This is a genomic window from Plantibacter sp. MDV22-iso1 (assembly GCF_058408345.1).
Window position 1 is genome coordinate 513,135 of record NZ_JBZVDY010000001.1, and the last position, 15,186, is coordinate 528,320.

Annotated in this window: 15 protein-coding genes; 5 read left to right on the forward strand and 10 right to left on the reverse strand. The window is 69.4% G+C overall.

Features of this window, described 5'->3' with window-relative positions; genetic code table 11:
* Positions 1 to 57: 57 nt before the first annotated feature.
* Positions 58 to 774, forward strand: a complete 717-nt coding sequence (trhA, locus tag AC4PMY_RS02430) for a PAQR family membrane homeostasis protein TrhA (RefSeq protein WP_314138858.1) — start codon at positions 58 to 60, stop codon at positions 772 to 774.
* A gap of 43 nt (positions 775 to 817) precedes the next feature.
* Here the strand turns inward: trhA and AC4PMY_RS02435 are convergent, their stop codons facing one another.
* Together AC4PMY_RS02435 and mca are read right to left on the reverse strand one after the other, a co-directional pair.
* Entirely contained in the window at positions 818 to 1,141 is a 324-nt protein-coding gene (locus AC4PMY_RS02435; protein ID WP_079002042.1) for a hypothetical protein, read from the reverse strand.
* The gene (gene mca, locus AC4PMY_RS02440; protein ID WP_314138861.1) at positions 1,138 to 2,013 is read right to left on the reverse strand and encodes a mycothiol conjugate amidase Mca; all 876 of its coding nucleotides are present in this window, start codon (positions 2,011 to 2,013) and stop codon (positions 1,138 to 1,140) included. Before mca ends, AC4PMY_RS02435 begins: the two co-directional genes overlap by 4 nt.
* Positions 2,014 to 2,181: 168 nt before the next feature.
* Between mca and AC4PMY_RS02445 the strand changes: the two genes are divergently transcribed.
* Together AC4PMY_RS02445 and greA are read left to right on the forward strand one after the other, a co-directional pair.
* Complete coding sequence (locus tag AC4PMY_RS02445) at positions 2,182 to 2,616, forward strand: DUF4307 domain-containing protein (RefSeq protein WP_167620448.1); 435 nt, start codon at positions 2,182 to 2,184, stop codon at positions 2,614 to 2,616.
* A gap of 156 nt (positions 2,617 to 2,772) precedes the next feature.
* Entirely contained in the window at positions 2,773 to 3,264 is a 492-nt protein-coding gene (gene greA / locus AC4PMY_RS02450) for a transcription elongation factor GreA (RefSeq protein WP_240555708.1), read from the forward strand.
* 86 nt (positions 3,265 to 3,350) lie between these two features.
* On the opposite strand, the gene ilvA is transcribed toward greA, so the two are convergent.
* Complete coding sequence (gene ilvA, locus AC4PMY_RS02455; RefSeq protein ID WP_064296452.1) at positions 3,351 to 4,607, reverse strand: threonine ammonia-lyase; 1,257 nt, start codon at positions 4,605 to 4,607, stop codon at positions 3,351 to 3,353.
* Complete coding sequence (locus AC4PMY_RS02460) at positions 4,604 to 5,926, reverse strand: AI-2E family transporter (protein ID WP_071261075.1); 1,323 nt, start codon at positions 5,924 to 5,926, stop codon at positions 4,604 to 4,606. Before AC4PMY_RS02460 ends, ilvA begins: the two co-directional genes overlap by 4 nt.
* 109 nt (positions 5,927 to 6,035) lie before the next feature.
* Between AC4PMY_RS02460 and AC4PMY_RS02465 the strand changes: the two genes are divergently transcribed.
* Complete coding sequence (locus AC4PMY_RS02465) at positions 6,036 to 7,370, forward strand: winged helix-turn-helix domain-containing protein (protein WP_491621914.1); 1,335 nt, start codon at positions 6,036 to 6,038, stop codon at positions 7,368 to 7,370.
* 44 nt (positions 7,371 to 7,414) lie between these two features.
* Positions 7,415 to 8,938, forward strand: a complete 1,524-nt coding sequence (locus AC4PMY_RS02470) for a zinc ribbon domain-containing protein (protein WP_491621915.1) — start codon at positions 7,415 to 7,417, stop codon at positions 8,936 to 8,938.
* An 80-nt stretch (positions 8,939 to 9,018) separates the two neighbouring features.
* Here AC4PMY_RS02470 and AC4PMY_RS02475 read toward each other — a convergent pair whose 3' ends face one another.
* The 6 genes from AC4PMY_RS02475 to AC4PMY_RS02500 all read right to left on the reverse strand — a co-directional run bounded on the left by AC4PMY_RS02475 (position 9,019) and on the right by AC4PMY_RS02500 (position 15,060).
* On the reverse strand, positions 9,019 to 9,903 hold the full coding sequence (locus AC4PMY_RS02475) for a M48 family metalloprotease (protein ID WP_071261079.1): 885 nt from the start codon (positions 9,901 to 9,903) through the stop codon (positions 9,019 to 9,021).
* A gap of 19 nt (positions 9,904 to 9,922) precedes the next feature.
* The gene (locus tag AC4PMY_RS02480) at positions 9,923 to 10,489 is read right to left on the reverse strand and encodes a LemA family protein (protein ID WP_064296457.1); all 567 of its coding nucleotides are present in this window, start codon (positions 10,487 to 10,489) and stop codon (positions 9,923 to 9,925) included.
* Between the two features lie 134 nt (positions 10,490 to 10,623).
* A complete protein-coding gene (locus AC4PMY_RS02485; RefSeq protein ID WP_491621916.1) occupies positions 10,624 to 11,934 on the reverse strand; it encodes a D-arabinono-1,4-lactone oxidase in 1,311 nt (436 codons plus the stop codon).
* Positions 11,934 to 13,178: an alanine racemase gene (locus AC4PMY_RS02490; RefSeq protein WP_491621917.1), complete on the reverse strand. Its 1,245-nt coding sequence runs from the start codon at positions 13,176 to 13,178 to the stop codon at positions 11,934 to 11,936. Before AC4PMY_RS02490 ends, AC4PMY_RS02485 begins: the two co-directional genes overlap by 1 nt.
* A complete protein-coding gene (locus tag AC4PMY_RS02495) occupies positions 13,178 to 14,434 on the reverse strand; it encodes an MFS transporter (protein WP_071261084.1) in 1,257 nt (418 codons plus the stop codon). Before AC4PMY_RS02495 ends, AC4PMY_RS02490 begins: the two co-directional genes overlap by 1 nt.
* A complete protein-coding gene (locus tag AC4PMY_RS02500; protein WP_071261085.1) occupies positions 14,431 to 15,060 on the reverse strand; it encodes a TetR/AcrR family transcriptional regulator in 630 nt (209 codons plus the stop codon). Before AC4PMY_RS02500 ends, AC4PMY_RS02495 begins: the two co-directional genes overlap by 4 nt.
* Between the last annotated feature and the right edge of the window lie 126 nt (positions 15,061 to 15,186).

The window sequence follows — 15,186 nt, forward strand, 5'->3', positions numbered from 1 at the left end:
TGCAGTTTCCTGCATCGCTCCCAGTACGGGTTCCGTGCCACCCCGTATCCTGGACCCATGACGAGTGGAGATCCCGAGCTGCCGAAGCTGCCGTTGCTCGAGGTCGCCGCCGACGATGCCGCCGCACCGGAGGAGGTCAAACCGACCTGGCGCGGATGGCTGCACGCCGGGATCTTCCCCATCTCGATCGTCGCCGGGATCGTCCTCGTCGTGCTCGCACAGGGTGCGGCCGCGAAGTGGAGTTCGACGGTGTTCGTGCTCACCTCGATGCTGCTCTTCGGGAACTCGGCGCTCTACCACCGGTTCTCCTGGCGCCCCTCGGTCAAGCTCCTCCTCAAGCGGATCGACCACGCCAACATCTTCCTGTTGATCGCCGGCACCTACACACCGCTCGCCGTGCTCGCGCTACCACCGGCGCAGGGCAACCTCCTGCTCGTGCTCGTCTGGGGCGGCGCGCTCCTCGGCATCGGTTTCCGCGTGTTCTGGATCAACGCCCCGCGGTGGCTGTACGTCCCGCTCTACCTGGCACTCGGGTGGGGTGCGGTCGCGTACCTCGGCGACATCGCCCGCGGCAACTTCGTCACGATGGTGCTCGTCGCCGCCGGTGGCCTGTTCTACACGGTCGGCGCGGTCATGTACGCGATGAAGCGCCCGAACCCCTGGCCGGGGCGATTCGGGTTCCACGAGCTCTTCCACCTGTGCACGGTGCTCGCGTTCCTCTGCCACTGGACCGGGATCCTGCTGATCGCGATCGCCCCGGTCTACAACCGCTGACGACCCGTGGCCCGGCGCGCGGCGAGGCGTCGCGGTGGTGGTGTCAGCGGGCCGACCGGTCCGACGGCGGGCGAGGGTCGTCCTCGACGCCTGCGGGGGCCGCGTCGCCGGTGTCGCTCCCCGCGCGGTCCGCGGCTGCCCGCTCGGCGACCTCGGCCTGGAGCCGCTCGTCGATCTCCGCGCGGTAGTTGACCCGGCGCACGCGACGCACCATGTCGATGACGAGGAAGACGACGATGCCGGCGATGGCGAAGGTGATCACGAAGCCCCACGGTCCCGGCGTCACCTGGTTCTCGTCGAACGCCGGCGAGGGCGACGGCGACGGCGTGACCGCCAACAGGACCTCGGTGAACAGGTGGTGCATCATGCGGTTCCTTCGCTGGTGTCGATGCCGTCGAACAGCTCCGACTCTGGAGTGGTCGACGCGACGTGCGACGTGACCAGTTGGTAGTCCTCGAACGGCCATGCGGCACGGAGGACGTCGTTGGGCCAGAAGAAGAACGGTGAGTCCGGCGGCACCTGGCTGCCGTGCGCCCGGAGCGCGGCGTCGCGAGCCTCGAAGAAGTCGCCGACGGGCACGTGCGTCGTCGCGAGATCGGGCCGGCCGGCCATCCACTCCCGCATCTCGGCCAGTCGCTCGACCGCCGGGTCGTCGGGGTGGTGCTCCAGCAGGTAGGCGTACACGGCCTCGAGCCGGGCGGGGCTGAACGAGCGGTCGTAGTACAGCTTGTCGACGCGCCAGGGCTCACCCGCTTCGGGATAGCGCGTGGGATCGGCCGCCGCTTCGAACGCGGCGACGCTCACCTCGTGGCACCGGATGTGGTCGGGGTGCGGGTAGCCGCCGTTCTCGTCGTAGGTGATGATGACCTGCGGCCGGAAGGAACGGACGATGCGCACGAGCACACCGGTCGAGACCTCGAGAGGGATGTCGGCGAAGCTTGCGGGTGGGACCGTGCCGTCATCGCGGGCCATCCCGCTGTCCTGATAGCCGAGCCACCGGTGCTCGATGTCGAGGATCTCCTGCGCCGCGGCCATCTCGAGGCGACGGTATCCGGGGAGGTCGCGCTCGATCATCGCGACGTCGGCGAGTGCGGGGTTCTGGAGGTCGCCGCGTTCGCCACCCGTGCAGCTGACGACCATGACCTCGGCGCCGAGGCTCCGGTAGTGCGCGAGGGTCGCCGCCCCCTTGCTCGACTCGTCGTCGGGGTGCGCGTGCACGGCGAGCAGTCTCATGGTCATGGTGCTCCGCCTTCCGGCTGGTCTGCGCGAGGGGACCGCTTCGCGACTCGTGACGTGACGACGCGGTCGGGACTCCGCATCCAGGAAGAGGCAATACGCTTGAGGTGTCGACCTCGAGGCGTCTCGCACTCCTGGTCCAGCTTAACCGTTCGAACCGGAGCCCGTGACGTGACCTCTCCCCTGCAGGATGCCGGCCCTCAGGACGCCATCGCGGCGCGCTACGGACGCACCCCTGGCAACCGTGCCCGCGACCGCCGCCTGATCTGGCTGGCCGCCGCAGCGTTCGCCGTCGTCTTCGTCGCCTGGGTCGTGTGGGCCGGTCTCGACGGCAGTCGGCCGAGCATCGAGTCGCGCAACACGGCGCACGAGATCGTCGACGACACGATGGTCAGCGTGTCCTTCGAGGTCACCGGTCCGCAGGACACCCCCATGGCCTGCTCGGTCCAGGCGCTCAACGAGCAGTTCGCGGTCGTCGGATGGAAGGTCGTCGAGCTGCCGCCGTCCGAGCAGCGCACCCGCACCTTCACGGAGAGCGTCCGCACCACGGAGCTCAGCAACACCGGCGTCGTCGACACCTGCTGGGTGGTCGAGCACCGCTCCTGACCCTCGAGGGCGTCGGCGCGCGAGCCACACTCCCGCGCCGATCGTGCGATACTCGAAGGCAGTACTTCATACGCCCCGGCATTCCGCCGGGGCGTCTGGCATATGACGGGCGTTTCGGCCGTCGTGTGCGGACCCACCATGCAAAGGAGTTCCATCGTGTCCGAGCAGATCCAGGAGACGTTCCTCACCCAGCAGGCCTTCGACCGGCTGCAGGCGGAACTCGAACACCTCAGCACGACGGGCCGCGAGGAGATCGCCAAGCGCATCGAAGCGGCTCGCGAAGAGGGCGACCTCAAGGAGAACGGCGGCTACCACGCCGCGAAGGACGAGCAGGGCAAGCAGGAGGCCCGCATCCGGACGCTCACGCAGATGTTGCGCGACGCCAAGGTGAGCGAGGCACCGCAGTCCACCGGTGTCGTGGAGTCCGGCACCGTCATCACGGCGGTCGTCGCGGGCGGCGAAGAGCGCTTCCTGCTCGGCAGCCGCGAGATCGCGGGCAACACCGACCTCGACGTCTACAGCGAAGGCAGCCCGCTCGGTGCCGCCATCCTCGGTCTGAAGATCGGTGACAAGACCACCTACGAGGCGCCGAACGGCAAGGAGATCACCGTGTCGATCAGCGCGGTGGAGACCTACACCGGTTCCTGATCCGGCACGTCGCGTCGTTCGCGACCGACCAGACGCAGCAGGGCCCCGCCGACACGGCGGGGCCCTGCTGCGTTCCGGCAGTCGGATCAGTCGTCGACGATCTGCGGGTCGTACCCCGCCTCGCGGAGCGTCTGCACGACGAGGTCGCGGTGGTCGGGCCCGCGCGTCTCGATGCTGAGCTCGAGTTCGACGTCGCTGATCTGCAGGCCGTGTCCGTGTCGGGTGTGCAGCACCTCGATGACGTTCGCATTGGCCTGCGCGACGAGCTCCGCCGTCCGTGCGAGCTGGCCCGGCCGGTCGGGCAGTGGGATGCGCAGGGTCAGGTAGCGGTCCGACGCCGCGAGTCCGTGACTGACGACCCGCTGCAGCAGGAGGGGGTCGATGTTGCCGCCGGAGAGGATGGTGACCGTCGTGCCGGTCGGCTCGATCTTCCCGGCCAGGATCGCCGCGACGCCGGCGGCTCCGGCAGGTTCGACGACGAGCTTGGCGCGCTCGAGGAGGACCACGATGGCCCGGGCGAGGTCGTCCTCGCTGACGGTGACGACCTCGTCGACGAGCGCGCTGATCATCTCGAAGTTGAGCTCGCCGGGACGGGCCACGGCGATGCCGTCGGCGATGGTCGGCTGCACGGCGATGGTCGTCGGGGTTCCGGCTTCCAGCGACACCGGGTACGCGGCCGCGTTCGCCGCCTGGACACCGATCACGCGGATGGTGCGTCCTTCGAGGGCCGCGCGCTGCTTCATGACCCCCGCGACACCCGAGATGAGCCCGCCGCCGCCGATCGGCACGATGACCGTCTCGACGTCGGGGACCTCCTCGAGGATCTCGAGCCCGAGCGTGCCCTGCCCGGTGATGACGTCCGGGTGGTCGAACGGCGGGATGAGGATGGCACCGGTCTCCGCGGCGAACTCGGCGGCGGCGATCAGCGGTTCCGCCACCGTGTGGCCGCGCAGGATGACGTGCGCACCGTAGTCGCGCGTGGCGGCGAGCTTCGGGAGCGGGACGCCGACCGGCATGAAGATGGTCGCGGTGATGCCGAGCTCGCGGGCGGCGAAGGCGACGCCCTGCGCGTGGTTGCCCGCCGAGGCGGCGACGACGCCGCGCGCCCGCTCCTCGGGGGTGAGGCTCGACATGCGGTTGTACGCGCCGCGGATCTTGTAAGAGCCGGTCCGCTGGAGGTTCTCGCACTTGAGATGCACGGGCACGCCGAGGACGTCGGCGAGGTAGCGGGAACTCTCCATCGGCGTGCGCTGGACGGTGCCGACGAGGGTGTCCCTGGCTCGCTCGAACGCGGCGAGCGACGGGCCGGGGAACACGGGTGTGGTGGTCGTTGTATCGGTCATGGTGTGCGGGGTCCTGGACTTTCTGGGGACGAGGTCTCTCGGAGGTCTTCGCTGGGGTGCTGGGGCTCCTGATCGCCTGGGCGATCCTGCGGCTCGTGGGACGACCGGGAGCCCGGACGGATTCGCCTGGGGCTCGGGACGGTCTGCCAGATGGCGCCGTCGGTACCCGGTTCCGGCGGCGCACTGCCGCCGGTCCGCCACGTGCCGCTGGCGATGGTGTGGACCATCACGTTGATCACGGCCACCACGGGCACCGCGAACAGGGCGCCGGGGATGCCGGCGACGAGCGTGCCGCCCGCGACGGCGAGGACGACGGCGAGTGGGTGCACCTTGACGGCCGTACCCATGATGAGCGGCTGCAGGACATGCCCCTCGAGCTGCTGGACGAGGAGCACGACACCGAGCATGAGCAGCGCGATGACCGGGCCGTTGTAGACGAGCGCGAGGAAGACGGCCACGGCTCCGGTCACGACGGCACCGACGATCGGCACGAACGAGCCGAGGAACACGAGCACGGCGACCGGGATCGCGAGCGGGACGCCGAGGAAGAACGCGCCGAGTCCGATACCGACCGCATCGATCGAGGCCACGAGGATCTGCGTGCGGACGTAGTTGCCGAGCGTCCGCCATCCTGCGCGACCGGCGCTGTCGACGGCGGGGCGTGCCCGCTGCGGGAAGACGCGCACCGTCCAACGCCAGATCGTCCGACCGTCGATGAGCATGAACAGCAGACAGAAGAGCGTCAGGAAGACGCCCGTCGCGACATGGCCGAGCGTCGAACCGATCGACAGGGCGCCTGAGAGCAGGACCTGGCTGTCCTGCTGGAGCGAGTCGAACGCCTGGGCGATGAAGTCGTTGAGCTGCGTCTCGGTCACGTGCAACGGGCTGGCGAGCAGGAAGGCCTTGAAATCGCCGTAGGCGGTCATGGTGCGGGCCTGCACGGAGGCGAACTGCGAGGTGATCTGCGAGATGGCGAGGAAGATCAGTCCGCTCACCACGGAGAGCGTGCCGACCATCGCGAGTGCGATGGCGAGGCCCTTCGGCCAGCGGTGACGCACCAGGACGTCGACGAGAGGCTTCAGCAGCGCGGAGACGAGGACGGCGATGAGGAGCGGGATGACGATGAGGCGGAGCTGCACGACGAGGAAGACGAGCAGCGCGACGACCGCGGCCACCAGCAGGATGCGCCAGGACCACGCTGCGGCCACGCGCATGCCGCGCGGGACGCTGCTCGATCCGCTCAGGTCCGGTTCGCGCACGGGCGAGGCCGCTTCGGGGAGGAAGCGTCCCCACCAGGTCTTCGGAGTGTCGTCCGCCATTGCTCAAGTGTAGGGCTGGCACATGCCGGTGAGCGCATGCGGACGCCGGTGGGCGGCGGCGCCTCCGCAGTGCACGGCGGGTGTCCGACGCCGGTGCTAGCGTCGGGCCGTGTCCGCTTCCCTCTCCCCCGCCCTCGCCCGACGGATCGCACTCGGTGCGCAGGGACTCGGCGCCCCGCAGCGCACGACCCCGGCGGGTATCCGCACCCTGCGCTCGACGATCGACCGACTGGGGCTCCTGCAGATCGACTCCGTCAACGTGTTCGAGCGCAGTCACTACCTGCCGCTGTTCGCGAGGCTCGGCGGGTACGACAAGACACTGCTCGATCGCTTGACGCTCGGAGCCGACGCGCCCTACCTCGAGTACTGGGCGCATGAGGCGGCCTTCATCCCCCGCGACTCGTGGCCGCTGTTCCGGTGGCGGATGGACGCGCACCGCGCGAAGCATGCCGGCGACGAGACCGCCTGGGCGAGCCAGAACACGGAGATGTTGGACTGGGTGCGAGCACTCCTCCGCGTCGAGGGGCCGTTGAAGGCGAGCGAGATCGAACACGACGCGAACGTCCGACGCGGACCCTGGTGGGGATGGTCCGATGTGAAGCGGGCGTTGGAGGTCCTGTTCCTCTACGGCGAAGTGGTCACGGCCGGTCGCGACCGGTTCGAACGCCGGTACGCACTGGCCGAGCAGGTGCTCCCGCAGCACCTCCTCGACCTCGACGTCGACCGGGCCGATGCGATCCGTGCGCTCGTCGAGCAGGCCGCCGCAGCGCACGGCGTCGCGACCGTCGCCGACCTCGCGGACTACTTCCGGATCAAGCCGCAGACCGCGGTCCGCCGGGCGGTCGACGAGCTCGTGGACGCCGGTGTCCTCGAACCCGTGACAGTGGCCGGCTGGGAGCGACGCGGAGGGCCGCAGGAGGCATGGTTGCACCGCGACGCCCGTCGGCCGCGGCGGATCGAGGGGGCCGCGCTGCTCAGCCCGTTCGACCCGGTCGTCTGGTTCCGCGAGCGTGCCCTCCGCATGTTCGGGCTCCACTACCGGATCGAGATCTACACGCCGGAGCCCAAGCGGGTCTACGGCTACTACGTGCTCCCGGTCCTCATCGACGGCGAGATCGTCGCGCGCGTCGACCTGAAGAGCGACCGTCAGGCCGGGGTCCTGCGGGTCCAGTCCGCCTGGTTCGAGCGTGGACACCAGGATGCCGTCGTCAGGGGGCTTCGTCCCGTCGACGATGACGCGATCGCGGGACGCCTGGCGGAGCTCCTCGGCCATACGGCCCACTGGCAGGGACTCGATGCGGTGGCCGTCGTCGACCGCGGGACGCTGGCGGCACCGTTGGCGCATGCCCTTGGCACCCGGCTCCTCCCACTCACGCCAAACATGGGCACTACTCCCCATGCTCAGCCTGCACAATCACTCTCAGGAGATACACAACAACTATAGGATTGGCGGGCACCTTCATGGTCCGAAACGAGGGGAACCCGCCCATGAGCAACGACGACACCACACCACAGCAACCAGGCCCGCCGAACCCGGGCGAGCAGCAGCACCAGCCGTCCCAGGGCGACCAGCAGCCCTCGTACCAGCAGGGTCAGGAGCAGCCCAACCCGTACCAGTCCGGACAGCAGCAGACCCCGAACCCGTACCAGTCGGGACAGCAGCAGACCCCGAACCCGTACCAGTCCGGACAGCAGCAGACCCCGAATCCGTACCAGCAGGGTCAGCAGAACCCGTACCAGTCCGGACAGCAGCAGACTCCGAACCAGGCACCCCCGGCTCCCTACGGTCAGCAGACCGGACAGCAGACCGGCGCGCAGAACCCGTACCAGCAGGGCCAGCAGCCCAACGGCCAGTACGCGACGGCGCAGAACCCGTACGCGACCGGCGCTCCGAAGCAACCGATGGACCCGAAGCAGAAGAAGCGGATCATCCTGTGGTCGTCGATCGCCGGTGGCGCACTCGTGCTCATCGCTGCAGCCGCCATCACCATCGGTGTGCTGAACACCACGGCGTTCGGCCCGCAGGCGAAGGTCGAGGAATACCTCAAGGCCATCGCCGCCGGAGACGCGAAGCTCGCGACGAGCCTCGTCGCGCCGGACCCGTCGATCGTCGGCAGCACCGACGACGAGTCTGCAGAGCCCGAAGCCACGCCGGACCCCTCCGCGTCGGCCGATCCGGATGCGGACGCCGAAGCCGAGGCTCCGGCCGCCGTCAAGCCGACCGCGCTGCTCACCAACGAGGTCCTCAAGGGCGCCGACGAGCGCATCAAGAACCCTGAGGTCGGCCGCGTCTACAACCGCAACGGCGAGGCACGCGTGCAGGTCACGTACGAACTCGGTGGCAAGAAGTACGAGGACTCGGTCACGCTCGAGAGCGAAGGCAAGCAGTTCCTGTTCTTCGACCAGTGGAAGCTCGCCAGCTCCCTCGTCGGCAGCATCAACGTCTACACCGGTCTCGGTGGCACGGCGTTCAGCGTCAACGGCGTCAACTTCGACGGCGCGTCCGACGAGAGCCTGTTCGCCTATCCGGCCATCTACACGGTCGCTCCGCCGGAGAGCAAGTTCCTGCAGGGCGATGCCCAGACCATCACGCTGAGCTCGTACAGCGCCGGCGAGGGTTCGGCCTTCATCGACATCGACGTGACCGCCACCGAGGCGCTCACGACCGAGGTCACGAAGCAGGTGGTCGCGATGATCGAGAAGTGCCTCGACGCCACCACGCTCGACACCACCTGTGGCGTCATGCCGGACTGGCAGCAGAAGCAGTTCACGAGTGTCGGCCCGGTGACCTGGACGCTCACCTCTCCCCCGACCGTCGAGGTCGATGAGAGCGGTTCGTACTTCTACACCTCGGACGGCCGGATCGACGGCTCGTTCGACGCCTCCTGGTACGGCAGCGCCGTGGCGGGTCAGCAGGTGTGGGACACGTACCTGAACTTCCCCGGCAAGATCACGATCGACGCCGACGACAAGGTCACGGTGACGTTCGACTCCGACGAGCAGACCGAGTAACGGTTCTCGCCTGAACGCCGAATGGGGCGGCACCTCCGGGTGCCGCCCCATTCGTGTGTCCGGGGCCTGGACGCCCTCGCCTAGAAACCGTCGCCGATGGTGCTCAGGCGCTTGATCCGCTCGACGAGCGGCGGGTGGGTGCTGAACAGGCGGGCGACCGCGCCGGGCTTCAACGGGTCGGAGATCCAGAGGTGCGCCATGGACGAGTTCTGCTTCGCCATCGGTCGGCCGTACGCGGCGAGCTTCCCCAGCGCGCTCGCGAGCGCTTCCGGATGACGGGTCGTGAGGGCCCCCGTCGCGTCGGCGAGGTACTCACGCTGCCGCGAGATGGACAGCTGGACGAGCGTCGCGAGCAGCGGCGCCACGAGCATCGCCACGATGCCGATGATGAGCATCACGGGGTTGCCGCCGTTGTTGTTGTTCCGGTTGCCGCCTCCCCAGATCGTCATCCGGAGGAGCATGTCGGAGAGGAACCCGATCGCGACGACGAGGCCGAAGACGACCATGGACACGCGGATGTCGTAGTTGCGGACGTGACCGAGCTCGTGGGCCATGACCCCCTCCAACTCGGCGTCGTTGAGGATCTCGAGGAGGCCGGTCGTCGCGGCCACCATCGCGTGCTGAGGGTCGCGACCCGTCGCGAACGCGTTGGGTGCCGGGTCGGCGATGAGGTACACCTCGGGCATCGGTGTCCCGGTCGTGATCGCGAGGTTCTCGACGATGCGGTACAGCCTCGGGTTGTCGGCCAGCTCGATGCGCTGCGCTCCGGTCATCGCGATGGCTTGCCGCCCCGCGAAGAAGTACTGGATCACCGCGTACACGACGGCCACGACGAGGACCACGATCGTGATCGTCAGGTTCTGGTAGAGATACCCCGCGAGCCAACCGAGGCCGCCGATGATGACCAGGAAGACAACGAAGATCAGGACCGTGTTGAGCTTGTTCCTGGCGATGGCGCGGTACATGGGACTGCGCTACCGCACGTCAGAACTGGACGCGCGGCGGTTCGGCGATCGCCGCGTTGTCGGTGACCTCGAAGAAGTCGTGCTCCGAGAACCCGAGACCCTTGGCGAACAGGTTGTTCGGGAACACCTTGACCTTGGTGTTCAGCTCCCGGACACCGCCGTTGTAGAAGCGGCGCGAGGCTTGGATCTTGTCCTCGGTGTCGACGATCTCGGACTGGAGCTGGAGGAAGTTCTGGCTCGCCTGGAGCTGCGGGTAGGCCTCCGCGACGGCGAAGATGCTCTTCAGCGCCTGCTGCATGTGGGTCTCGGCCTCACTCACGGCCGCCGGTCCCTGGGCGGTGAGCGTTTCGGCACGAGCCTTCGTCACGTTCTCGAACACCGCCTTCTCGTGCGCCGCGTACCCCTTGACCGCCTCGATGAGGTTCGGGATCAGGTCGGCGCGCCGTTTCAGCTGGACGGTGATGTCGCTCCACGCCTCCTCGACTCGCACGTTCAGCGTCACGAGCGAGTTGTACGTCACCCAGAAGTAGATGCCGACGATGACGACCAGGGCGACGACGATGAGGACTGGGATCAGCCATTCCATGAGGATGGGCTCCTTGCGAGTCGATGGAGAGCGGGTTTGCCCATTCTACCTGCGACCCGCCGGTGCCCTTGGGGAGTTCGGAGGAAGCACGCAGCAGGCGTGCAGCGCGGACGCACCGGACTCCCGGCCGGCTGTCACTCGCCGAGGACGCGGGCGAGGTACCGGTTCCCGAACAGGCGGCCGGGGTCGAGGTGGTCGCGGAGGCGGGTGAACTCGTCGAAGCGAGGATAGGCGCCACGCAGGGACGATGCGTCACGGCCGTGCAGTTTGCCCCAGTGGGGCCGACCGCCCAGCTCGATCATGATCGCCTCGACGGCGCGGAAGTACTCCCCCGGGTCCTCGCGGAAGAAGCGATGCACGGCTACGTATCCGGTCGCGCGTCCTGATGCGGTGGAGAGCCACAGCTCGTCCGCCGCTGCGACCCGGACCTCGATGGGGAAGGAGATCCGCCACCCCCGCTCCTCGATGAGCGTGCGGATCCGGGCGAACGCGGTCGGGAGGTGCTCGAGCGGCACCGCGTACTCCATCTCCACGAACCGCACCGTGCGGCTCGTGGTGAACACCCGCGGCGACCGATCGGTGAACTCTCGGTCGCCGACGAGGCGGTCCGCGAGCCGGTTCACGCGCGGGACGATGGCCGGCGCGACGACGCCCGTGTTGCAGAGGACCCGGTAGACCCCGTTGGCGAGGAGCGTGTCGTCGATCCACTTCGCGACCGGGCGGAGTGGCTGCGTGGGCGCATCACCCGGCAACCGGTGGTTCGTCTTGGTCAGGGCGGTCGCGGTGTGCGGGAACCAGTAGAACTCGAAGTGGTCGACGGCGGCGGCCCGGTCGAGCAGGGTGGGCAGCAGCTCGTCGAGCGACTCCGGCCGTTCCACCGCGTGCAGCACGAACGCCGGGACGCACTGCAGCGTCACCTCGACGAGGATCCCGAGCGCCCCGAGCCCGAGCGCCAGCGCCGGGAGGAGCCCTGGCTCCTGCTCGGCGTCCGACGTCAGCAGCTCGCCGTCCGCCGTCACCATCGTCACCCCGACGACCTGCGTCGCGATACCGCCGAACGCCATCCCGGTCCCGTGCGTGCCGGTGGAGATCGCGCCGGCGACGGACTGCCGGTCGATGTCGCCGAGGTTCGGCATGGCGAGACCGAACGGTTCGAGGAGACGCGGGATGTCGTGGAGGCGCGTGCCGGCGCGGAGGGTCACCCGGCTGCGTTCGCGATCGACCCGGATCAGTCCACTCAGGGCGTCGAGCTCGAGCAGCACACCGGGCGCCACGGCGATCCCGGTGAAGCTGTGTCCGGCTCCGACCGCCTTGATCGGGAGCCCCGCTCCGGCCGCAGCACGCACGAGGCGCTGCACCGCGCCGACCGAGTCGGGCCGCTCGACCCGCACGGGCCACGCCCGCTCGGTACGCGCCCAGTTCGTCCACGCCGACGCCCTGCCCATCAGACGAACCCCTGCCCTTCGCCGCGGTACGTCGGTAGGACGGCTTCCACCCCGTCGTCCCCGACCACGTGGAAGGCGTCCACCCGTTCACTGAGCTCCCCGGACTTCGTGTGCCGCAACCAGACGCGGTCGCCGAGCCTGAGCGACGCCGCCGCAGCCCCGGCGACCGGCGTCTGCACTTCGCCGGCCATCTCGCGCGGGAGCATCTCGAGGCCCTCCGGCCACGCGATGAGCGGGAGGCGGTCGAGCCCCGGCGGACCGGAGGCGACCCAACCGCCGCCGAGGATCGTCGCCAGCTCCGGCGACGGCTTCCGGACGACCGACAGACCGAACGCCGCAGCCGGTGCCGGCGTGAACGCCCGGTAGTGGTCGAAGAGGTGCCCGCCGAAGACGCCACTCCCCGCGGCGATCTCGGTCACCGAGTCGTCGGACGCGGTCAGCTCCAGGGATCCCGTCCCGCCGCCGTTGACGAACTCCAGATCCGCGACCGCTCGGACCTCCTCGACCACGGCGGCACGACGTTCCCGGAGTTCGGCCCACGAGCGTCGCTGGATCGCGCGGAGCGCAACCGACCACGCCGGTCGCCCCGCGAGGTCGTCCCCCTGCCCGGCGATCTGCGCCTCATAGGCCATGATCCCGACCAGGCTGAAGCCGGGTCGAACGGCGACCGCCTCCGCGAGAGCTCGGACATCGTCCGGCGTGCGCAGGGGCGAGCGGCGGACACCGACGTGGCCGAGGGCGGGTGCACGGAAGGAGGCGTCGAGCTCGATGCACACGCGGATCCGCGCGCGTCGCTCCGGTGGTGTCACCGCGTCGACGAGGTCGAGGTGGTCGAGGGAGTCGATCATGAGGGTGACCCGCGAGGCCGCACGTTCGTCGGCTGCCAGCCGTGCGATGGCACCGCGCTCCGCTGTCGGGTAACCGACCACGATGTCGTCCACCGTCTCGGACAACCAGAGCGCCTCGGACAGGGAGTAGGCCAGCACACCGGCGTACCCGGGTTGTCTGAGGAGCGCGTCGATCACCGCTCGGACGCGGATGGACTTGCTGGCGACGCGGATCGGTTTCCCCGCGGCACGTCGGAGCATGTCGTGCGTGTTGTGGCGGAGGGCTCCGAGATGCAGGACGGCGACGGGCGAGTCGACGTCCGAGACGGCCCGCTCGATACCGCCCCAGTACCGTCTCGGGTCGAGCCAGGGCATCGGCTCGGACACCCGGCCGCCGGCGGTCAGTTCGATGGTCATCAGCGCACTCCTCGTACTCGGGTGACAGCGACCGCCCCTGCGACGGCGCAGGCCGCGGAGACGAGGTAGAGGCCGGCGAATCCGCCGAGCCAGGCGACGAGGCACGCGCCGATGAGCGGGGCGACCGCCTGCGGCACCGCCTGGGCGATGTTCATGATGCCGAGGTCCTTGCCGTGCGACGCCGGGTCCGGCAGGACCTGCGTCGCCAGCGCCTGGTCGACCGACATGAAACAGCCGTAGCCGAGCCCGATCAGTGCCGCCGAGACGAACCCCATCGGCAGTGAGGGCCAGATCGCGAGCAGGAGTGCGGCGAGCGCCTGTGAGGCGGAGGCCGCGACGACGAAGACGCGTCGTCGTCCGATGCGGTCGGACAGTCGGCCGAGCAGGATCGAGGACCCGACGACGAACACCGTGTAGACGATCGTGACCAGCAGCAGGTCGGTCTCGGCGTCGGCGTCCCCCAGCCCGAAGAGCAGGAAGTAGAAGAGCAGCGAGGTGCTGAAGGCGTTGCCGAGGTTCACGAGGACGCGGCTGAGCATGGTCCAGGCGAAGTCGGGGTGCCGTCGCGGTGAGATCCAGAGGCTCTCCAGGAGCGCGTGAACGGTGAGCGTCACGGGTCGGTCACCCGTCGGGAGTGGATCGGGCAGCCGGAGGAACGGTACGACGAGCACGATGAGGAGGACGGCGAGTGCCAGGTACCCGACGGCCATCCGGGTGCCGAGCAGGAGCAGGAGGGCGATGCCGAGGATGACCCCGACGGCCTGCGGAGCGGAGATCCAACCCGAGACGAAGCCGCGCTGTCCGACGGGCACCTGATCGGAAATGGTCGCGGTGAGCGCCGCTCCCAGGATGCAGAAGCCGATGATGGCGAGGCACCAGCAGACGCCGATGCCGATGATGCCGGTCTGGAGGCCGAGGAGGACGAGCCCCAGGGCGAAGACGAGCGCACCACCTGCGATCCACGGGCGGCGTCTCCCGAACCGCGACCGCGTGCGGTCGGACAGGGCGCCCGTCAGCGGATACACGATGATCGAGCAGAGTCCGGCCGCCCCGGCGACGACCCCGAAAGCGACGACGCTGTCCACCCAGTGCTCGGGAGCGAGCGTCGCGTCGATCTGCGCGGGCAGGAGGAGCTGCAGCGGGGCGAGCTGGGCCATCCAGACGCCCAGCCAGGCGACCGCGAAGGCGGCGACCCATCGCCCGGTGACCCGTCGGTCGGCCGAGTGGTCGACTGCTGCGGTGCCGAGGCCGCTCATCTCGGCCCCGGTTCGGCGAGGGTTGCGACGAGGTGCGCCACCGTCCCGACGAGTCGCCGGGCTTCGGCGTCGTCGCGTCGCACCAGCCAGCCGAGTGTCAGCCCGTCGGTGAAGGCGATGACGGTCCGCGCGATCTCGTCGACCGGCTGGGTCCAGGTGCTGCCGCTGACCGTGGCGGCGAGCGCGAGCGCCTCACACGCGAGCTCCTCGTACCGCCGGTACTGCTCGAGCGCGAGGTGCTCGAGGCCCGGCGTCCGCATCGCGTAGGCACTGAGCTCCTGCATCGCCGCCTCTCGAGCCGGATCGGCGCGGAGGAGGTCGACGTAGCGTTCGAGGCCGGCATGGACGACGGCCGCGAGGGTGGGCGGATGCTCCTGACCGGCGTCCGCGTCCGTCAGCAGCTCGCCGACGTCGAGGACGACGCGTTCATGCTCGACGACGTGTGCGACCAATTCGGCGAGGAGCTCGTCGCGGGAGGCGAAGGCGTAGTGGAAGCTGGCGAGCGACATCCCGGCCTCGGCCACGATGGCCCTGGTCGTGGCGGCGGCGACGCCCTCGGCTGCGACGACGCGGAGGGCGGCCCTGATGAGCTCGGCTCGTCGGTCGACGACGGAGATCCTCGGCATCGCAACCCTTCCCGGGGCGCCTGCGGGTCGTGCCGCTCCATCGCGGTCGACTCGACTGGGACGGATGACCCAGTCGCGCCAGTATGGCGGACCGCCGGCCCGAGCGCACCTGTCGCGACCGTTTTC

Excerpts from the sequence above, each read along its gene's own strand:
- AC4PMY_RS02500 (WP_071261085.1), bottom strand. The coding sequence starts at position 15,060 with ATGCCGAGGATCTCCGTCGTCGACCGACGAGCCGAGCTCATCAGGGCC.
- AC4PMY_RS02475 (WP_071261079.1), bottom strand. The coding sequence starts at position 9,903 with ATGTACCGCGCCATCGCCAGGAACAAGCTCAACACGGTCCTGATCTTC.
- AC4PMY_RS02480 (WP_064296457.1), bottom strand. The coding sequence starts at position 10,489 with ATGGAATGGCTGATCCCAGTCCTCATCGTCGTCGCCCTGGTCGTCATC.
- AC4PMY_RS02435 (WP_079002042.1), bottom strand. The coding sequence starts at position 1,141 with ATGATGCACCACCTGTTCACCGAGGTCCTGTTGGCGGTCACGCCGTCG.
- AC4PMY_RS02495 (WP_071261084.1), bottom strand. The coding sequence starts at position 14,434 with ATGAGCGGCCTCGGCACCGCAGCAGTCGACCACTCGGCCGACCGACGG.
- mca (WP_314138861.1), bottom strand. The coding sequence starts at position 2,013 with ATGACCATGAGACTGCTCGCCGTGCACGCGCACCCCGACGACGAGTCG.
- AC4PMY_RS02485 (WP_491621916.1), bottom strand. The coding sequence starts at position 11,934 with ATGGGCAGGGCGTCGGCGTGGACGAACTGGGCGCGTACCGAGCGGGCG.
- AC4PMY_RS02490 (WP_491621917.1), bottom strand. The coding sequence starts at position 13,178 with ATGACCATCGAACTGACCGCCGGCGGCCGGGTGTCCGAGCCGATGCCC.
- AC4PMY_RS02470 (WP_491621915.1), top strand. The coding sequence starts at position 7,415 with ATGAGCAACGACGACACCACACCACAGCAACCAGGCCCGCCGAACCCG.
- AC4PMY_RS02460 (WP_071261075.1), bottom strand. The coding sequence starts at position 5,926 with ATGGCGGACGACACTCCGAAGACCTGGTGGGGACGCTTCCTCCCCGAA.
- ilvA (WP_064296452.1), bottom strand. The coding sequence starts at position 4,607 with ATGACCGATACAACGACCACCACACCCGTGTTCCCCGGCCCGTCGCTC.
- trhA (WP_314138858.1), top strand. The coding sequence starts at position 58 with ATGACGAGTGGAGATCCCGAGCTGCCGAAGCTGCCGTTGCTCGAGGTC.